This window comes from Campylobacter concisus, from assembly GCF_003048835.2.
In the GTDB taxonomy this organism is placed as follows: Bacteria; Campylobacterota; Campylobacteria; order Campylobacterales; family Campylobacteraceae; genus Campylobacter_A; species Campylobacter_A concisus_D.
Window position 1 is genome coordinate 628,156 of record NZ_CP060705.1, and the last position, 17,047, is coordinate 645,202.

The window sequence follows — 17,047 nt, forward strand, 5'->3', positions numbered from 1 at the left end:
TTTGCTTTTAGTTTCGTCGTGTTATAATCATCTTACTTTCTATAAAGGAGATTGCGATGAACATAAGCATTGTAGGAAAACAATTTGAGCTAACAGAGCCCATCAAAAACTATATCCAAGACGCTTTTGACACCCTTGGCAAGTACAACCTTGACATCATCTCAGCAAGATGCGTAGTAGGAGCAGATGAAAAGCAAGGCAAAAAGGGCTTTAATGCAGAATTTTCTCTAAATATGGCACATAAAGATACGATAGTCGTCCGCCAAAAAGATAAAGATCTCTATGCGGCGATAGATCTTGCTATCGAAAAGGCTTCAAAAGTTTTAAGAAGAGAGCACGATAAGAAATTTACCGTAAAAGGTAAGGCCGATGATAAAGAATTTCGCTCGAGAATAGGCGAAGAAAAGATCGAAGGTGTCGAGGAGATCGTGCCTATGGAGCTTGAAATTTACAAACCTCTTGAGGTAGAAGAAGCACTTGATAAACTAAAATCAAGCGATAAACAATTTTACGTATTTAACGATGTCGATGCCAAAATGCGCGTCATCTACAAAAGAACAGACGGAACTTTCGGTCTATACTAAAACTAGGGGCGCTTTGCCCCTAGCTGATTTTTAATATAAAATTTCTATTCTTTAGTTATTTAAGCTATTTTTAAATGATTGCTAACTATAATACGACTTCTTTTAAGTGTTCCGGATTAGCTCAGCGGTAGAGTAGGTGACTGTTAATCACTTGGTCGCTGGTTCGAACCCAGCATCCGGAGCCATTTATATTCGAAAATACTTTTAAAATCCCGATTTTAACGATATTTCAAGAACTTTAAGTTTTCTTTTTTTTGTATTTTTCCTCTTTGTTTCCGATCAGGTTTATTTGCTGTTTCAAAGTATATCGTTCTGATTTGTTGTCAAAATATGATTAGGTATTCATCTTTGGCGAAGTTAAAATAAATTTTCCTTCATTCATCCTAGCTTCATTTTAGGTTTTTATAATGCGCTCATCCAAACGAAAGTTGGAAATAAAAAATAAAAGGATCAAAAATGAAAAAGGCATTAGGCGCAGCAGTTTTAGCGGTAGTTTTAGGAGCGACAAGTTTGCAAGCAGCCATCACATCAAAAGATGCTTTAAATATAGCTGAGAAAAACTTTCCAGGCTCAAGTGTCAAAGACATCGAGATGAACGTCAAAAATGGCGTGACTTTTTACAAGATAGAGACATTTAAAGATGGTGTCAAACAAGAGATCAAGATCGATGCTAATAGCGGTCAGATCGTTAAAGTAGAGAATAAAAATAAAAAACATATCTTGCCGATCGAAGCAGTAGATTTTTCAAAATTTGCTCTTAGCATCGACGAAGCTGTAGCTAAAGCTCAAGCGCTCGAGGCTGGCTGGAGCCTTGATGAGGCAGAGCTTGATAATAAAAATGGTGCTTGGATATACAAAGTAGAGCTTAAGCGCGACAGGAGCGAGAAAAAAGTGATCATAAACGCTCAAACTAGCGAAATAATCGATAATTACACAAAGTGATCTAACGCCCTTTTTGGGCGTTAAATTTTTATAAAGGTGAAAAAGATGAGTGAAAATTTAGAGCAAAATTTAAACGATAACGTTGGTGAGCAGGGTTTAGAGAAAAATTTGAACGAAAATTTTAGCCAAAGCGCGAGAGAAAATTTAAGTAAAAATGCTGAGGCTGGTGCTAATAAAAATAGTTGCGAAAATTTAGGAGTGGGCGAGCAAAGCCATGAAAATTTAGATAAAAATTCAAGCGAGGCAAACAGTAGCGCAAAAATTTTAAGCCAAGCAGCTCCAAAATGCAAAGCTCAAAATTTCTTTAAAAAAACACTTGAGCTTTCGCTTCAAGGTGTAGCAGATGCGCTTATCTATACTGGCAAGGCTGGAGTGTGGCTATTAAACGCTTCAAACCGCCTAAAAGACGAGGCGCAAAGAGCGGAGCTATCAAAGATAAATGAAGAGCAGGCTAAATTTGAAAGAGTGGCTTGCATCTTGCCAGAAAAAGTCAAAGAGATCGTCATAGAGCGCCTAAAAACAAAGCCAGAAGAGGTGGAGTTTGCGCCGATCTATCTAGCGAAAAAACAAAGCTTTGGCACATTTTGCACGGAGTATTTTTATGACGCAAGGGCTAAATTTAATGGCTTTTTATATGATTTTAAGATAGGCGCTGCAAATGGCGAAATTTTAAATCTAAAAATAAAAAGCTAAATTTGATAAAATAACTGGCAAAACCAAGTGAGGCAGGGATGAAAATTTTAGTCGTCGAGGACGAAATAGACCTAAATAACGTCATAGTAAAGCACTTAAAGAAAAATGGATATAGCGTAGATAGCTCGTTTAACGGCGAGGAGGCGATGGACTTTACTACCGTCGCGCACTACGATCTTATCGTGCTTGATCTTATGATGCCAGTGATGGACGGACTTACATTTTTGCAAAGATCGCGCGCCGCAAAGCTAGCGACCCCTGTGCTGATACTAACGGCAAAAGACGATGTGGACGACGTTGTAAAGGGGCTTGACGCGGGCGCGGATGATTACTTGGTCAAGCCATTTGACTTTAAGGAGCTGCTAGCCAGAGTGCGCACGCTCATTCGCCGAAATAGCGGCAATGCGGCTAGTGAAATTTGCGCAGGCGAGCTAAAGATCGACCTTTCTAAAAAGTCCGTAGAATTTAACGGCGAACAGATCGAGCTAACTGGCAAAGAGTATGAAATTTTAGAGTTTTTGATGCTAAATAAGGGGAGAATTCTAACTCGCGAGCAGATCAAAGAGCACGTCTGGGACTTTGAATACACGGGCGGCTCAAACGTCATCGACGTGCTTATAAAAAATATAAGAAAAAAGCTTGGCGAGTGCGATGTGATCCAGACTAAAAGAGGGCTTGGCTATGTTGTTAAGGATTAAGCGTGCTTTTTCAAATATCCCCATCACGACGCGCGTGACGCTTTGGTACTCGTTTTTTATCATCGCTATCGTGGCGGCTCTAGTTGCCATATCGGTGGTCGTGGCGGATGAGGTTTTTGAGGACGTGAGTCAAAAAAAGCTAGCCAAATCAGTCACCAAAATAGCCAATGATATGGATGAGTTTGAGCCATATGATGATGGGATATTTTTTATAAAATATAACGCAAAAGGCGATGTAGTCGGAGGTCTAGCACCAAAACACTTTCAAATTTCACTTAAGATGAATAGCGGTGCAGTGCGGCTTTTTGAAAACGGCGAAAACCGCTTTTACTACTACGATATTGCAGCTAAAGGCAAAGAGGTCTGGGTCAGAGGCGTGATAAATGCGGAGAAATTTTTTAAAAAAGAGGGGCTATTTTTACTAGCGCTTGGCGTTCTTGTGCCGGTTTTATTTCTCTTTGTGCTTTATGGCGGCTATAAAACGATAAAAAACGCGATGAAGCCAGTTGCTACTATGTCTAAAACTGCCCTTGAGATAGGCAGTAGCAAAGACTTTTCAAAGCGCATAGACCTGCCTGCTGGCAAAGACGAGCTGCACGCACTTGCAAGCGTTTTTAACCAGATGCTTGACTCCCTTGAAAAGGTCTATCAAAGCGAAAAACAGCTCACCTCAGACGTCTCGCACGAGCTACGAACGCCACTATCTGTCATCATGGCTGAGAGCGACTACGCTAAAAACTACTCACAAAATTTGGGCGAGGCCAAGGAGTCGCTGGAGGTCATCTCTAGGCAGTCAAGGAAAATAACCTCGCTGATAGATCAAATTTTAGAGCTTTCAAGACTGGAAGCTGGCAGAAATTTGGAGCTAAAAGGTATAAATTTAAGTGCTATCTTGCAAAATTTAGCCAGTGACTATGAAAAGCTAGCAAGCGCGAATGGGCTGAAATTTAACTGCGTGGTAGCAACAGATGTTCAAATCCTTGGAGATGAGCTGATGATATCAAGGCTCGTGGATAACTTTTTAAGCAATGCACTAAAATTTGCCACAACCAAAGTTGAGCTAAATTTAAGCCTCACAAAAACGCACGCACTTTTGTCTGTAAAAGACGATGGTGTCGGTATCTCTAAAAAAGATAGCGAGCTAATCTGGAATAAATTTTATCAAGCCGATAGCTCAAGAAACAAGAGTCTAAACACAGGCAGTGGGCTAGGGCTGGCTATCGCTGCGAATATCGCTAAAATTCATGACGCAAAGCTTGGCGTAAAGAGCGAAGCTGGAGCTGGAAGCGAATTCTGGGTAGAATTTGAGCTTGTAAATTTAAAACAAGCATAAATTTAAGCAGTTTGCTAAGATAAAATTTACGCAAGAGTAAAACAAATATAAGAGCGAATTTAAATTTCACACAAAATGGCGTCATCAAAGTTAAATTTATAAACTTTTACAGAAATTTAATGACTAAGTCGCTACAAAAGAGCCCTGAGGGTGTACCTCATATCATAAGCATCAACAAAGACTGTCAAAGATGTGAGATGGATGAAGATAAAATATTAAGATATTTATTTAAAAGCTCGCTTAAAGGGCTTTTGAAAGAATTTGTAAAAGATATTTTGTAAAGTAATGTAAAAGAAATTTTTGGCACGCGAAACTTGCGAAATTTGACTTTTAAAATTTGCAAAAATGGTAGTTGAAGGTAAATTTATGCAAATGTAAATTGCGACCGCAACATAAATTTGAGTGATTATAGCCAAATGCTAGCTTAAAAATCGAGATAAATTTTAAAGCGCAGCGGTAAATTTGCTAAAGTAAATTTATCGTTTAAAAAATAATTAAGATTTTAATCATCAAAAGGTTTAAAAAGGTATATAATGCCTTTTGCGATTTAAATGGAATTTATCTTAAAAATGGAGGTTTATCTTGAAAAATAATCTTAGCATTTCTCTTGTTGTATCAAGCATTTTATGTAGCTGCTTAGATGCTCAGGTCATGGATATAGGGACAAATTTTTATAGAGATTACCTTGATCTTGCGCAAAACAAAGGCATCTTTAAAGCCACAGATACTCCGCTAGAATTTACGCAAAGAAACGGCGCTAAATTTACGTTTAATAAGATCCCAAACAACAACGCAAGAAACAATAAAGGCAACTTCACCTCCATTGGGCGAAATTTTGTGGTGACGGCAAATCACACACTTCTTGCCTCAGCTGCTACAAATTTTAATGAAAACAGAGGTTGGTTTGGCAACACACTCTATGAGTACGCGACAAATTCTACGCAAAAGCTTTATGGTGCAGACACAACGTATCTGCGAACCTCAAAATACATAGTCGAAGGGCAGATCGATCCTTTGGATGTGCCAAATTTGGAGATCTCTAGCCAAGATCAAGCAAAAGATGAGGCTAATGCAAAAAAGATAGAAGATCGTTTTAGGGATATAAAAAATAGCGGTGGAGCTAGCGGTGAGAATATCCTTGCATACGAGGCTGGCACAGGGTCGCTTGCTCTTGAAAAGCCTAAAAGCGATACAGATGGTTTTGCTGAGGTGATGAGTGCTACTGAGTTTGAGAACCAAAATATAGTAAATAATGCACTTGGCGCAAGCGTAAATGAGATAGGAGTAGCGTATTCGGCAGTTTATAAGACTCATTACTCAAGTGTTAGTAAGCCCGGGGTTTATCTATTTATGACTTCAAACAGGGGCTTTAGAAATAGACTTTTGCCAGGAGATAGTGGCTCTGGGTTTTTTGTCTATGACACGGTAGCTCAAAAATGGGTCTTAGTAGGTGTTTTAACCGGAGTTGAGGACAATAAAAACTACGCATCTATCGTCACTGCAAGAGATTTTAACGACTATAAAAAAGAGTATGAAAATTTAGTAAGTGGCGTAAATGTCCTAGGTAGCGCGCTAGTGCAAAATAAAGATAATATATTTAGCAGCGTAAATGGCTCAAACATCACGCTAAACTCTAATCTAGACTTAGGATATGGCGGCATCGTCGTAAATAGCGGAGATCTTACGCTAAATAGCACAAATGGTAGCAAGATAGCAAAATTTGCAGGTTTTGACATAGCTCGTGGTGCTAGCTTAAATTTAAACGTCGTTTCAGACACAAGCGTGCATAAGCTAGGCAAAGGCAGCTTGATAGTAAGCTCAAGTGGCAACAAGCCACTAAGGCTAGGCGAGGGCGTGGTTGAGTTAAGAGCTTTAAATGCCTTTGATAAAATTTATCTAACAAGTGGCAGGGGGCTCTTAAGGCTTGGCGTGAATGAAAATTTAAATGATAAAATTTTCTTTGGCAATGGCGGCGGAGCGCTTGATCTAAATGGCTTTGATCAGACTTTTAACAACATATCAGCCAACTCAAGCGACGCGAAGATAACAAACGAAAACTCACAAAGAGCGACCCTTAAAATAAACGGCGAAAGTGGCAAAGATACGATATTTCACGCAAGCATCGATAAAAATATAGAGTTAAAACATAGCGGGCAGAGCAAGGAGCTTGTTTTTGACGGAGGATTTGACATTTATGGTGCTTTGAGCCTAGAAAACGCCAAGGTTACGCTCCAAGGTCATCCAAAGACGCACGCCATTGGCGATGCTAGCGTTTTAACTCCCCTAGCAAAGAGCAAGATAGCCGCAGCTGGTCTAAGCGAGCCAGCCTATATGGATCTAACTCGCCCATCCACACTCTCTCAGCCTGACTGGGACGAGAGAAAATTTAGTGCAAAAGATGGCATAAAGCTTAAATCATCAGAGCTTACCATAGGCAAAGATGCTAAGCTAAATGGCGACATCACGGCTAAAAACTCGGTCATAAATTTAAGTGGCGAGCTAACTCACTATATCGATAAATTTGATGGCTCAAATACCTATGATGACGGCTTAAAGTATCGCCAGGATATTGATAGTAAAAATTTGCTTGTTAAAGACGTTAAATTTGACAATAAAATCGTCATGGATAGCGATAGTCTGCTAAGAGTAGGAGGTGGCGTTACTAAGCTAAAAGAGCTAGTTATAAATGGCAAAGATATGCCTTTGGCTAAAGATGTGCTCTTAGGCGATGGTAAATTTGAGGTAGAAAATTTAGAGGTTAGTGGTGCACAAAAGCTTGGCTTTGAGCCTAATAGCCTCATAAAAAAGAGCCTAAAGATAAAGAGCTTTGGCAGTGAAAATGAGCCGGTACTTGACTTTAAAAAGGTCTTAACCCTTGGCGCTGGGATGAAATTTGATGTTGATTTTACTGCAGCACTTAAAGGCGGCATGGCACTTGATAAAACATATACTTTAGTAAGCGCGCAAAATATCATAAATGAGGGTGTTATCTTTAACAACGAGCAAAAACTTGGTGATTTGTTTATGACCTACGCCATAAGTGACGGCAAGATAGTGATGAAGCTAAGCGATAAAAAGGGAGAAAATCCGGCCGTTTCGTCCAATGTGGTGCAAGAGAGGGTTTCTAAATTTAGCCAAAGAGAAAATAAAATCCTAAGCATGCTAAAAGGCACGCCTGAATTTGTGCAAGCAATCTCAAGCGGTGATGACGAGGCACTAAGAAAACTAGCGCAAAAAGCAGATAAAGATATGAAAGAAATTTCTACTTCTTCGCTCAAAATGAGCATAAAAGCCTTGCAAAACAGCAACGAGCTGATGAACTCTAGGCTATTTCAGGTCACGCAGCTAAGGGCAAAGGCTGATATCTCGCAGTTTAAGCTAGCTGGACTTGAAAGTGACATCATGCCAAGCGCGAAGATGGCTTACGAAGCAGCAGAAGCTAGCAGGGAGAGAAACAACTTTTGGGCAAATGTAAATGGTGCTTATTTTAAAGATAAAAAAAGCGATGGCGACCTTAAATTTTATGGTACAAATATCGGCTATGACAGAGGTTATGACGAGTTTATCTTAGGTGTAAGCGCTGGAGTAAGCAAGGCTAAATTTAGCTCAGATATATTAAAAGATGATGCTAAAATTTATAGTTTTGGTGCGTATGGGCTTTTTGAAAGAGGAGCTCACGAGATACAAAGTAACTTAAATTTTGCCTTTATAAACTCAAAACGCAGCTTAGATGAGGCGCAAAAAGCTAGCGTAAAAGGCAGAGGCATCCTCTCAAGCAACTACTATAAATATAAAATTTCACTTTCTAAAAGTGGAGAGTTTGAGCAAAGCATAAAGCCACTACTCGCACTAGAGCTTGGCGCTAACGGCATTGATGGATTTAAAAATGACCGATATGATCAAAAGAGCATAAATGACTTTAATGTGGCTGTAGCAGCGGGGGTAGAATATGCTTTAAACAGTGATAAAAACGCCTTTAGCGTGCAATTTTTAGTAAAACAAAGTGTATATAACTCAGAAGATAAATCTTATGTTTCGCTTAATAATTCAAATGAGTATGTTGATTACAAACTTGATAACAATAAACTAAGCTATAAGCTTACTTTAAACTCAGACACCAAACTTAGCGAAAATTTAGTTCTCTCTTCTCAGCTAAGCGGCATGCTTGATAATGATAAAAACTACGGCATAAGTGGTGGTTTGAAGATCGAGTATAAATTTTAAATTTATGTCAAAGTGGATTTAAATTTCACTTTGGCGTTGGCAAAAATAGTTAAATTTAACTAATGTTTGAGATCTAATAAAAATGGTGAAATTTAAACTTGAAAGTAAGTGGTGGGTTCACCAGGACTCGAACCTGGGACCATCCGGTTATGAGCCGGATGCTCTAACCAACTGAGCTATGAACCCACAGTTGAAAGAAAATCGTATTATACAAGAAAAAGCTTATCTAAATATAAAAATAGCCTTTTTAATATGGCGTATAAAAACGAACAAATTTAAAAAGAAAAAGCCCTAAAATAGGGCTTAAAATTATTTATAATTTTTTATCGCAGCGTCTAAAATCTCTTTTGCAGCGTTTGCGTCTTTAAATTCTTTCACCTTTACCCATTTGTTTGGCTCAAGAATTTTATAAGTTTCAAAGAAATTTTTGATCTTATTTAGTGTCGCAGTTGGCAAATCTTTGTAACTTTTTATCGCCTCATACCTTGGATCAATCTTTGTAACTGGCACAGCCAAAAGCTTCTCATCCATGCCTGCTTCATCCTCCATCACTAAAACGCCTATCAAACGGCAAGGGATGACGCTACCAGCTTGGAGTGGATACTCGTTTAGCACCAAAATATCAGCTGGATCGCCGTCGGCTGCAAGTGTGTTTGGCACAAAGCCGTAGTTTGCTGGGTAGAACATCGCTGAGTAAAGCACGCGATCAACTACGACTGCACCGCTATCTTTGTCGATCTCGTATTTGATATTTGAGCCATAAGGTATTTCGATTACGGCATTGATTTTGTCTGGGTTTGAGCCAAATTTGATCTTTGAAACGTCCATATATTCGTCCTTTGTGTTAGAAATTTTCGTGATTTTAGTATTTTTTGCATTAAATACTCGTAAATTTAACTACTTTACAACCTCTACGCTATCTACGTCGATCTTCGTTTTTGTAAGCTCTTTATCCACCTCACCTATTATTCTTAAAGGCATGTCCTCGTTAGCTATTACATTGCCCCACTTGTTATTGTCGATCTCAACAACGATAGTGTCGCCATTTTTATCGGCAAATTCATACTTATCTGATTTGATGTGTGACTTTATCTTGCCCTCAATCACGACTTTGGCGTCATCATTTAGCTTTAAAGCTTCTTTTACACTTATAACATTTTCGCTTGGGCTCTTTGAGATAAAGCCTCCAGCCATTGCGATGCTAGCAGCCAGTGAAGCGATGAAGATTTTTTTCATTTTTATCCTTTTTGAAGGTTGTTAAATTTAAAGGATATTACATTTTTGGTGTTAATAAATGGTAAGTTTTAAGACCTTGCACCTTTTGATGCAAGGTCTGTAAATTTATATAAGTTTAGATAGTAAATTTTTGATGTCAGCTACGATTTCGTCGATGCCACGCTCGCCATTTACCACGTGAAGTAGCTCTTTTTCGCTGTAAAATTTGCGGATAGGCTTTATCGGATCAAGATAGACTTTCATGCGGTTGTTAAAGACTTCGTTGTTATCATCAGCGCCCCTTGCACGGCCAAGCACTCTAGCTCTTGCCACATCTTCGCTAACATCTACTTCGATGACACCTTTTAGAGAAATTTCATCTTGCTCGCTTAAGACTTTGTCAAGCTCGGTCATTTGCTCAACGCTTCTTGGATAGCCGTCGATTATGATGTTTGATTTATTTGAGCTTTTGATAGCTGAGACGATCGCATTTACGACAACGTCAAGTGGGACTAAATTTCCTTTTGAGATAAAGCCGTCTATCAGCTTGCCAAGCTCGCTACCGCTAGCTACTTCAGCTCTTAAAAGATCGCCAGTTGAAAAGTGAGCAAATTTCTCATCATGCTGTGCGATGATCGATGCGTCTGTTGTTTTGCCGCTACCTGGAGCGCCTATGATTAAAAATAAATTCTTCATTTTTTCCCTTTTGTTGCCTTTGTCTTTTGAGCGCTTTTTGCGGAGCTAGTAAAATTTAGCTTGATGAACTAAGTGTTCTATCTGCGCAAAATTTTACGTCGCAACCACAAAAATCATCTCAAACTACTTAGGCAAGTTTTGATTTAATTAGCCGCCAAGTTGGAGGCATCTTTTTATAAATTTAAATTTAGGATGGAATTTTGTCTAAGAAAAATGTTTAAAGACGAAATCCCATCTCTTTTTAAAGGCAAATTTTAAGCCTTTTGCTCTTTTTCTCTTATTCTTAGTCCTAGCTCCCTAAGCTGTTCGTTGCTAGCGTAGCTTGGTGCCTTTGTGAGTGGGCACTGAGCGCGCTGTGTTTTAGGGAAGGCTATGACGTCGCGGATCGAGCTTGCTTTATTTACAAGCATATTTAGTCTGTCAAAGCCGATCGCGATACCACCATGTGGAGGCGCACCAAATGTCAAGGCATCAAGCAAGAAGCCAAATTTCTCACGCTGCTCGGCTTCATTTATGCCAAGAAGCTTAAAGACTTTTTGTTGGATGTCATTTTTGTGAATTCTTATGCTTCCACCTCCAAGCTCAAAGCCGTTTAGGACGACGTCGTGAGCGATAGAGAGGATATCTTCAAGATCAGGCTCGTCTATATTTTTTGGCATTGTAAATGGGTGGTGCATCGCAGAGTAGCTACCATCGTCATTTTGCTCAAACATTGGGAAGTCAAGCACCCATAAAAACTCAAGTCTATCTTGATCGATGATGCCCATTTGCTCTGCTAGGAAAATTCTAAATCGTCCCATATAATCAAGCACGATTTTTTTCTTGCCAGCACCAAAAAATACGACGTCGCCAACCTTTAGCTCACATCTTGAGACGATCTCGTCAAGATCGCTTTGCTCGAAAAATTTGCAAAGCGGGCCTTTTAAGCCATCTTCTTTCATCTGGAAGTAGCCAAGACCTTGTGCGCCAAATTTACGTACAAACTCCTCAAATCTATTCATCTCGCGCTTACTAAAGATGTTGTCACCATTTGGCACTTTTAGCGCTTTTATGCGGTTTTTCTTCTTATCTTTTGCGATAGAGCTAAAAATTTCATTGTTTGATCGCTCGAAAATATCAATCACATCGATCATTTTTAGATCATATCTAAGATCAGGCTTATCTGAGCCGTAAGTCTCAGTCGCCTCTTTGTAGCTCATACGTCTAAATGGCGTTTTGATGTCGTGCCCGCAGGCTTTAAAGATATCTTTTAGCATCGTCTCAGCCATATTTATGATATCTTCTTGCTCGACAAAGCTCATTTCGATATCTATTTGAGTAAATTCTGGTTGGCGATCAGCCCTTAAGTCCTCGTCGCGGAAGCATTTTGCTATCTGAAAATACTTATCAAAGCCAGAACACATCAAAAGTTGTTTAAATAGCTGCGGGCTTTGTGGGAGCGCGTAAAATTGGCCTGGATACACGCGGCTTGGCACTAGGTAGTCTCTCGCACCTTCTGGAGTTGCACGTGTTAAAACTGGAGTTTCAAACTCGATAAAGCCCATTTTATCTAGGCTGTTTCTAGCTGCGATTGCTGCGCGAGAACGCATTTTAAAGATATTTTGCAAGCGTTCGCTTCTAAGGTCTAAAAAGCGATATTTTAGCCTGATGTCCTCATTTACGCTCTCATCGCCTATCATAAATGGTAGTGGCTCGCTTGGATTTTCGATGATGAGCTCGCTTACTATCACCTCTATCTCGCCAGTTTTTAGCTTTGGATTGGTTAGTCCTTCGCCCCTAGCTCTTACTTTTCCTTTTGCTTTTAAGACATATTCATCTCTTACTTTTGCAGCCACGTCGTGTGCTTCTTTGCTGTCAGCAGGGTCACAAACTAGTTGTATAAGCCCGCTAACGTCTCTTAAGTCGATGAAAACAACGCCACCGTGGTCTCTATATGTGTTTGCCCAGCCACAAAGTATTACTTCTTTGCCGATATCAGCTTTGCTAAGATCGGTGCAATAATGACTTCGCATAAAATGCTCCTTTGCAATGTTTTTTAGGCAATTATAATCGCTTTTTTCTTTTGAAAAGCTTTGTTAAAATAAAATATGTTACAATCATTTCTATGAAAAATGAACAAAAATTTAATACCAAAAGTGCCAAAAAAGTGGGACTTGTCGCGAAAGATTATCCTTTATTTAAGCAGGATTTAGCAAAGCTAGAAAAAATTTTAAAAAAGTATAACGCAGAAATTTTGCTTGAAAAAAGCTGCGCAAAACAGGTAGAAAAAAGTGGCTTTGAGCTGATAAAACTAGCCAAAGAGTGCGAATTTCTTATCACGCTTGGCGGTGACGGCACTATCATTTCAACTTGCAGAAAGCTAGCTCACATCTCGCCGCTAATACTTGGCATACACGCTGGCAGGCTCGGCTTTTTGACAGATATCACTATAAATGAGAGTGAGAATTTTTTTAAAGACTTTTTTGATGATAAATTTGAGGTAGAAACGCCTTTTATGTTAGACGTCACACTTCATAAAAATGATGGCAAAACCGAGCAAAAGATAGCATTTAACGACGCAGTCATCGTTAGTAAAAATGGCGGCTCGATGACGCATATCGAGGCACTTTTAAATGAAAAGTATTTTAACTCATATTTTGGCGACGGCGTCATAGTGGCAACTCCTGCTGGAACCACGGCTTATAATATGAGTGCAAATGGCCCGATTATATATCCGCTAAGCGAGGTCTTTGCGCTAACTCCCATCTGTTCGCACTCGCTCACGCAGCGTCCAGTCGTGCTTACCAAAAATCACACGGTTAAATTTAGAACAAAAAGCGACGCCATTTTAGTAATAGACGGTCAAGACCGCTTTGATATGAGTAAAATTTCAGCCGTCAGTATGAGCCTGAGCGACAAAAAAGCGAGGTTGATACGCCACATCGGCAGGGATTATTTTCAAATTTTAAAAGAGAAACTTCACTGGGGTTATAATGATTGATCGAATTTTGATTAAGGATTATCTAAATTTTAAAAATGTCGAGCTAAATTTCAAAGAGGGTCTTAGCGTATTTACGGGCGTTAGCGGCGCTGGCAAGTCGGTGCTAATGGGCGCTATAATGGCTGTTTTTGGGCTAAAAGATAGCGAGGCAAGGCTAATAGAAGCTGACGTGGAGCATAAATTTGAGCTTGATGAGTTTGGCATAGAAAACGAAGAGGTCAATATTTTCAAGCTTTTAAAAGATAAGAGCACGAGGTATTTTATAAACCAACAAGCCATCTCAAAGAGAAATTTAGCCCAAGTGGCGCGCGAGCACATCAAATATCTCTCGGCAAAAGAGGCAAATGAATTTGAAAATGAGAAATTTCTAAATTTGCTTGACAGGCTTGAAATTTCAAAAAATGAGAAATTTAAAGAGATAAAACAAGAATTTGAAGAGGCGTTTTTGGAATTTTCTAAAATTTCACGAGAGTTAGCCACTATAAAAGAGGAAGAGAAAAAGGTCGAGGAGCTAAAGGAGCTTGCTAGCTTTGAGATCGAGAAGATAAGAAGTGTCGGGCCTAAAAAAGGCGAGTTTGAAGAGCTTATGGAGACTAAAAAGAGGCTTAGTAAAAAGGATAAGATAAATGAGGCGTGGGCTAGAGCTGAGCGGATATTTGAGCTAGAGCACAGCGTAAATGAGGCGTTAAGTATCAGTGACCTTGATAGTGGCTTTTTTGAAGATGCGATGAATGAGCTAAGGGTGGCAAGAGATAGCCTAAATATGGAGGAGCTTGACGATATCGACGTGGAGAGCGTGCTTGATAGGATAGAAGCTCTTAATGCCATCATTAGGCGCTATGGCAGCGAAGAAGAGGCGTTAGAAGCGCTTGATAAAAAGGAAAAAGAGCTTGCTAGATATGAAAATTTAAGCTTTGAAAAGAGCGAGCTAGAGAAGAAATTTGAAATTTTAAGCAAAAAGGCAAATGAGCTAGCCAGCACTTTAAGCAAGGCAAGGAGCGTAAATTTAAAAGAGCTTGAGGCAATGATAAATTTATACCTAAAAGAGCTTTATATGCCAGATATCAAGCTAAAGATCGAGGCTAAAAAGCTTGATATCTTGGGAGTTGATGAGGTTTGTTTAAATTTAAATGAGACCTCGCTTAAAAATTTAAGCTCAGGCGAGCTAAACCGCTTAAGGCTAGCCTTCATAGCTGCCTCTAGCGAGATCACAAAAACGGGCGGTGATGTCATCATTTTAGACGAAATAGATGCAAATTTAAGTGGAAAAGAGGCGATGAGTATCGCAAATGTCTTGCTTAAGCTAGCAAATTTTTATCAAATTTTTGCCATTTCGCACCAGCCGCAGCTTAGCTCAAAGGCAAATTCGCACTTTTTAGTAGAGCGTCACGGCGAGAGCTCAGTCGTAAGAGAGCTTGACAAAGAGGAGCGTGTAAATGAGCTTGCGCGTATGATAAGCGGCGAGCATATCAGCGAAGAGGCGATAAATTTCGCCAAAGGACTTTTAAAATAGCTTGAAATTTAAGTTTTAAATTTAAGCTTTGTGATTAGGTTTATTTGTTAAAATCCGAGCTAGTTTAATAAAAAATCGCAGGAATAATATGGAAAGAATTCTAGTAGTTGATGATAATAAGGCACTTGCTAAGCTAATCGTCATGCAGATGGAAAAGAGCATTGAGGATATGGCGATCGACGTTGCGTATGATTTTGCCGAAGCTCAGATGCTTATTAGCGAGCACGGCAAAGATTATTTTATGACTATCTTGGATCTAAATTTACCTGACGCACCAAATGGTGAGATCGTTGATTATGTCCTTGCTCAAGGGCTCTGTGCTATCGTTTTAACTGGTAGCATCGATGATAAGACGAAAGAATTTTTTATAAACAAAGACATAGTTGATTACGTTTATAAGGGCAACATGGATGATATCAACTACATCTTTCAAATGATAAACAGACTAAGCAAAAATAGACAATACAAAGTTCTAGTTGTTGAGGACTCACTGCCTTTTAGAAATATGATAAAAAAAATCTTAACTAGCCTTCAGTTTAAGGTTTTAGCAGCGGCTCACGGCGAAGAGGCGATGAGCTATTTTGCTGATAATCCTGATATAAATTTAATCATAACTGACTATAGAATGCCTGTTAAAGATGGCTTAGAAGTCTTAAAAGAGGTTAGAAAAGAGAAAGATAAAAACCACCTTGGCGTGATCATCATGACCTCGCCTAGCGAAAAGACTGATGCTTCGATATTTTTAAAAAATGGAGCTAGCGACTTTATAGCAAAGCCATTTTCAAAAGAAGAGCTCATTTGCCGTGTGAATAACACCATTGAGGCGATGGAAAATATAAATAAGATAGCAAATTTTGCTAACCGTGACTTTTTAACTGGCGCTTACAATAGAAGATTTTTCTACCAAGATATAGAAGAGTACGTCCAAGCAGCTGAAGAGCTTGATGAACCTTATGCATTTGCTATGCTTGATATAGATCACTTTAAAAAGATAAATGACACATACGGACATGATGGTGGCGATAAGATACTAAAATCACTCGCAAAGATACTAATTGACAATACAAAAGGAAGAGATGTGGTCGCTAGGTTTGGTGGTGAGGAATTTTGTGTTGTTCTTAAAAAGATAGCAAAAGAGGAGGCAATTAAATTTTTTGTAAATTTAAGAGCAAAAGTGGCTGAAAATGAGGTGATCATAAAAGATAAAACCATAAAAGTGACCGTTTCTATCGGGGTTTCTTTTGGGAAAGGTCACTGCGAGATAGATGATATGCTTGAAGCTTGCGACTCAGCGCTTTATGTCGCAAAAGAAAATGGTAGAAACAGGGTAGAAATAGCTTTATGATTATAGATACGCATTGTCATTTGGATAGTAAAGTTTATGATTTTGACCTAGAGCAAATTTTATCTGAAGCTAGAAATTTAGGGCTAAAAGGCTTTATTATCCCTGGAGCTGATATTAATGATTTACCAAAAGCGGCTAAAATAGCGCACGAAAAAAGTGATATTTTCTTTGCCGTTGGAGTTCATCCCTATGATAAAGAGAATTTTAATATTGAAACTTTAAGAGAATTTGCCAAAGACAAAAAGTGCGTGGCTATCGGTGAATGTGGGCTTGACTACTACCGCTTGCCAAAAGATGAAGAAGAAAAGCTAAGAGAAAAGCAAGATCAAAAACGTGTTTTTTTAGCTCAACTTGATTTGGCTGTTGAGTTAAAAAAACCCGTTATCCTCCACATCAGAGAGGCTAATGAGGACTCTTTTAACATTTTAAAAGAGTATGCACCAAAGCTTGAAGCTGGAGCGGTTTTGCATTGTTATAATGCTTCGCCACTTCTTTTGGAGCTTTGTAAATTTGGGAATTTTTACTTTGGCATAGGCGGCGTTTTGACATTTAAAAACGCTAAGAATTTAGTTGAAATTCTGCCAAAAATTCCTTTTGATAGGGTATTGATAGAGACTGACGCTCCATATCTCACACCAGAACCAAATCGTGGTAAGAGAAATGAGCCGGCGTTTACGACATTTGTTGCTAAAAAGATAGCTGAAATTTTAAACCTTGAATTTGAAGTAGTTTGTAAAACGACTTCAGATAATGCCAAAAGGTTATTTAAGTGCTTTGCCTAAATTTTGGGCATTGTGCTTGCTTAAGATGCTAGCATCATTAAG

15 protein-coding genes and 2 tRNA genes are annotated in these 17,047 nt (G+C 39.0%); 12 read left to right on the forward strand and 5 right to left on the reverse strand.

What is annotated here, in order from left to right:
• Positions 1-56: 56 nt before the first annotated feature.
• The 8 genes from hpf (at position 57) to CVT08_RS03095 (ending at position 8,474) form a co-directional block, all read left to right on the forward strand.
• Entirely contained in the window at positions 57-584 is a 528-nt protein-coding gene (hpf, locus tag CVT08_RS03060) for a ribosome hibernation-promoting factor, HPF/YfiA family (protein WP_004317788.1), read from the forward strand.
• A 110-nt stretch (positions 585-694) separates the two neighbouring features.
• Positions 695-769, forward strand: a tRNA-Asn gene (locus CVT08_RS03065).
• A 271-nt stretch (positions 770-1,040) separates the two neighbouring features.
• Positions 1,041-1,526 (forward strand): PepSY domain-containing protein, encoded by a 486-nt coding sequence (locus tag CVT08_RS03070; protein WP_107856424.1) that lies wholly within the window; start codon positions 1,041-1,043, stop codon positions 1,524-1,526.
• Between the two features lie 45 nt (positions 1,527-1,571).
• Entirely contained in the window at positions 1,572-2,219 is a 648-nt protein-coding gene (locus CVT08_RS03075) for a hypothetical protein (protein WP_107856425.1), read from the forward strand.
• 38 nt (positions 2,220-2,257) lie between these two features.
• Complete coding sequence (locus CVT08_RS03080) at positions 2,258-2,917, forward strand: response regulator transcription factor (protein ID WP_107856426.1); 660 nt, start codon at positions 2,258-2,260, stop codon at positions 2,915-2,917.
• Positions 2,901-4,250 carry a sensor histidine kinase gene (locus tag CVT08_RS03085; protein WP_107856427.1) on the forward strand — a complete coding sequence of 450 codons (1,350 nt, stop codon included), beginning with the start codon at positions 2,901-2,903 and terminating at the stop codon, positions 4,248-4,250. The genes CVT08_RS03080 and CVT08_RS03085 overlap by 17 nt, the downstream gene beginning before the upstream one ends.
• 119 nt (positions 4,251-4,369) lie before the next feature.
• On the forward strand, positions 4,370-4,531 hold the full coding sequence (locus CVT08_RS03090) for a hypothetical protein (protein WP_159071004.1): 162 nt from the start codon (positions 4,370-4,372) through the stop codon (positions 4,529-4,531).
• Positions 4,532-4,832: 301 nt separating this feature from the next.
• Complete coding sequence (locus CVT08_RS03095) at positions 4,833-8,474, forward strand: S6 family peptidase (RefSeq protein ID WP_107856428.1); 3,642 nt, start codon at positions 4,833-4,835, stop codon at positions 8,472-8,474.
• Between the two features lie 109 nt (positions 8,475-8,583).
• Here the strand turns inward: CVT08_RS03095 and CVT08_RS03100 are convergent.
• The 5 genes from CVT08_RS03100 to aspS all read right to left on the reverse strand — a co-directional run bounded on the left by CVT08_RS03100 (position 8,584) and on the right by aspS (position 12,397).
• Positions 8,584-8,660: transfer RNA gene (locus tag CVT08_RS03100), tRNA-Ile, on the reverse strand.
• Between the two features lie 123 nt (positions 8,661-8,783).
• Positions 8,784-9,302, reverse strand: a complete 519-nt coding sequence (gene ppa, locus CVT08_RS03105) for an inorganic diphosphatase (RefSeq protein WP_107856429.1) — start codon at positions 9,300-9,302, stop codon at positions 8,784-8,786.
• Between the two features lie 69 nt (positions 9,303-9,371).
• Positions 9,372-9,710, reverse strand: coding sequence for a NirD/YgiW/YdeI family stress tolerance protein (locus tag CVT08_RS03110; RefSeq protein WP_107856430.1), 339 nt, complete (start codon positions 9,708-9,710; stop codon positions 9,372-9,374).
• A gap of 105 nt (positions 9,711-9,815) precedes the next feature.
• Positions 9,816-10,385 carry an adenylate kinase gene (locus CVT08_RS03115; protein ID WP_107856461.1) on the reverse strand — a complete coding sequence of 190 codons (570 nt, stop codon included), beginning with the start codon at positions 10,383-10,385 and terminating at the stop codon, positions 9,816-9,818.
• A 254-nt stretch (positions 10,386-10,639) separates the two neighbouring features.
• Positions 10,640-12,397, reverse strand: a complete 1,758-nt coding sequence (gene aspS / locus CVT08_RS03120) for an aspartate--tRNA ligase (RefSeq protein ID WP_107856431.1) — start codon at positions 12,395-12,397, stop codon at positions 10,640-10,642.
• Positions 12,398-12,489: 92 nt separating this feature from the next.
• Here aspS and CVT08_RS03125 point away from each other — a divergent pair, with 92 nt between their 5' ends.
• The 4 genes from CVT08_RS03125 (at position 12,490) to CVT08_RS03140 (ending at position 17,005) form a co-directional block, all read left to right on the forward strand.
• On the forward strand, positions 12,490-13,365 hold the full coding sequence (locus CVT08_RS03125) for an NAD(+) kinase (RefSeq protein WP_107856432.1): 876 nt from the start codon (positions 12,490-12,492) through the stop codon (positions 13,363-13,365).
• Positions 13,358-14,878 (forward strand): AAA family ATPase, encoded by a 1,521-nt coding sequence (locus CVT08_RS03130; RefSeq protein ID WP_196381023.1) that lies wholly within the window; start codon positions 13,358-13,360, stop codon positions 14,876-14,878. Before CVT08_RS03125 ends, CVT08_RS03130 begins: the two co-directional genes overlap by 8 nt.
• A gap of 88 nt (positions 14,879-14,966) precedes the next feature.
• The gene (locus CVT08_RS03135; RefSeq protein ID WP_107856433.1) at positions 14,967-16,223 is read left to right on the forward strand and encodes a diguanylate cyclase; all 1,257 of its coding nucleotides are present in this window, start codon (positions 14,967-14,969) and stop codon (positions 16,221-16,223) included.
• Positions 16,220-17,005, forward strand: coding sequence for a TatD family hydrolase (locus CVT08_RS03140; RefSeq protein ID WP_107856434.1), 786 nt, complete (start codon positions 16,220-16,222; stop codon positions 17,003-17,005). The genes CVT08_RS03135 and CVT08_RS03140 overlap by 4 nt, the downstream gene beginning before the upstream one ends.
• Positions 17,006-17,047 lie beyond the last annotated feature (42 nt).

Excerpts from the sequence above, each read along its gene's own strand:
- CVT08_RS03135 (WP_107856433.1), top strand. The coding sequence starts at position 14,967 with ATGGAAAGAATTCTAGTAGTTGATGATAATAAGGCACTTGCTAAGCTA.
- CVT08_RS03125 (WP_107856432.1), top strand. The coding sequence starts at position 12,490 with ATGAAAAATGAACAAAAATTTAATACCAAAAGTGCCAAAAAAGTGGGA.
- CVT08_RS03140 (WP_107856434.1), top strand. The coding sequence starts at position 16,220 with ATGATTATAGATACGCATTGTCATTTGGATAGTAAAGTTTATGATTTT.
- CVT08_RS03075 (WP_107856425.1), top strand. The coding sequence starts at position 1,572 with ATGAGTGAAAATTTAGAGCAAAATTTAAACGATAACGTTGGTGAGCAG.
- CVT08_RS03070 (WP_107856424.1), top strand. The coding sequence starts at position 1,041 with ATGAAAAAGGCATTAGGCGCAGCAGTTTTAGCGGTAGTTTTAGGAGCG.
- hpf (WP_004317788.1), top strand. The coding sequence starts at position 57 with ATGAACATAAGCATTGTAGGAAAACAATTTGAGCTAACAGAGCCCATC.
- CVT08_RS03080 (WP_107856426.1), top strand. The coding sequence starts at position 2,258 with ATGAAAATTTTAGTCGTCGAGGACGAAATAGACCTAAATAACGTCATA.
- CVT08_RS03130 (WP_196381023.1), top strand. The coding sequence starts at position 13,358 with ATGATTGATCGAATTTTGATTAAGGATTATCTAAATTTTAAAAATGTC.
- aspS (WP_107856431.1), bottom strand. The coding sequence starts at position 12,397 with ATGCGAAGTCATTATTGCACCGATCTTAGCAAAGCTGATATCGGCAAA.
- CVT08_RS03110 (WP_107856430.1), bottom strand. The coding sequence starts at position 9,710 with ATGAAAAAAATCTTCATCGCTTCACTGGCTGCTAGCATCGCAATGGCT.
- CVT08_RS03115 (WP_107856461.1), bottom strand. The coding sequence starts at position 10,385 with ATGAAGAATTTATTTTTAATCATAGGCGCTCCAGGTAGCGGCAAAACA.
- CVT08_RS03090 (WP_159071004.1), top strand. The coding sequence starts at position 4,370 with ATGACTAAGTCGCTACAAAAGAGCCCTGAGGGTGTACCTCATATCATA.
- CVT08_RS03085 (WP_107856427.1), top strand. The coding sequence starts at position 2,901 with ATGTTGTTAAGGATTAAGCGTGCTTTTTCAAATATCCCCATCACGACG.
- ppa (WP_107856429.1), bottom strand. The coding sequence starts at position 9,302 with ATGGACGTTTCAAAGATCAAATTTGGCTCAAACCCAGACAAAATCAAT.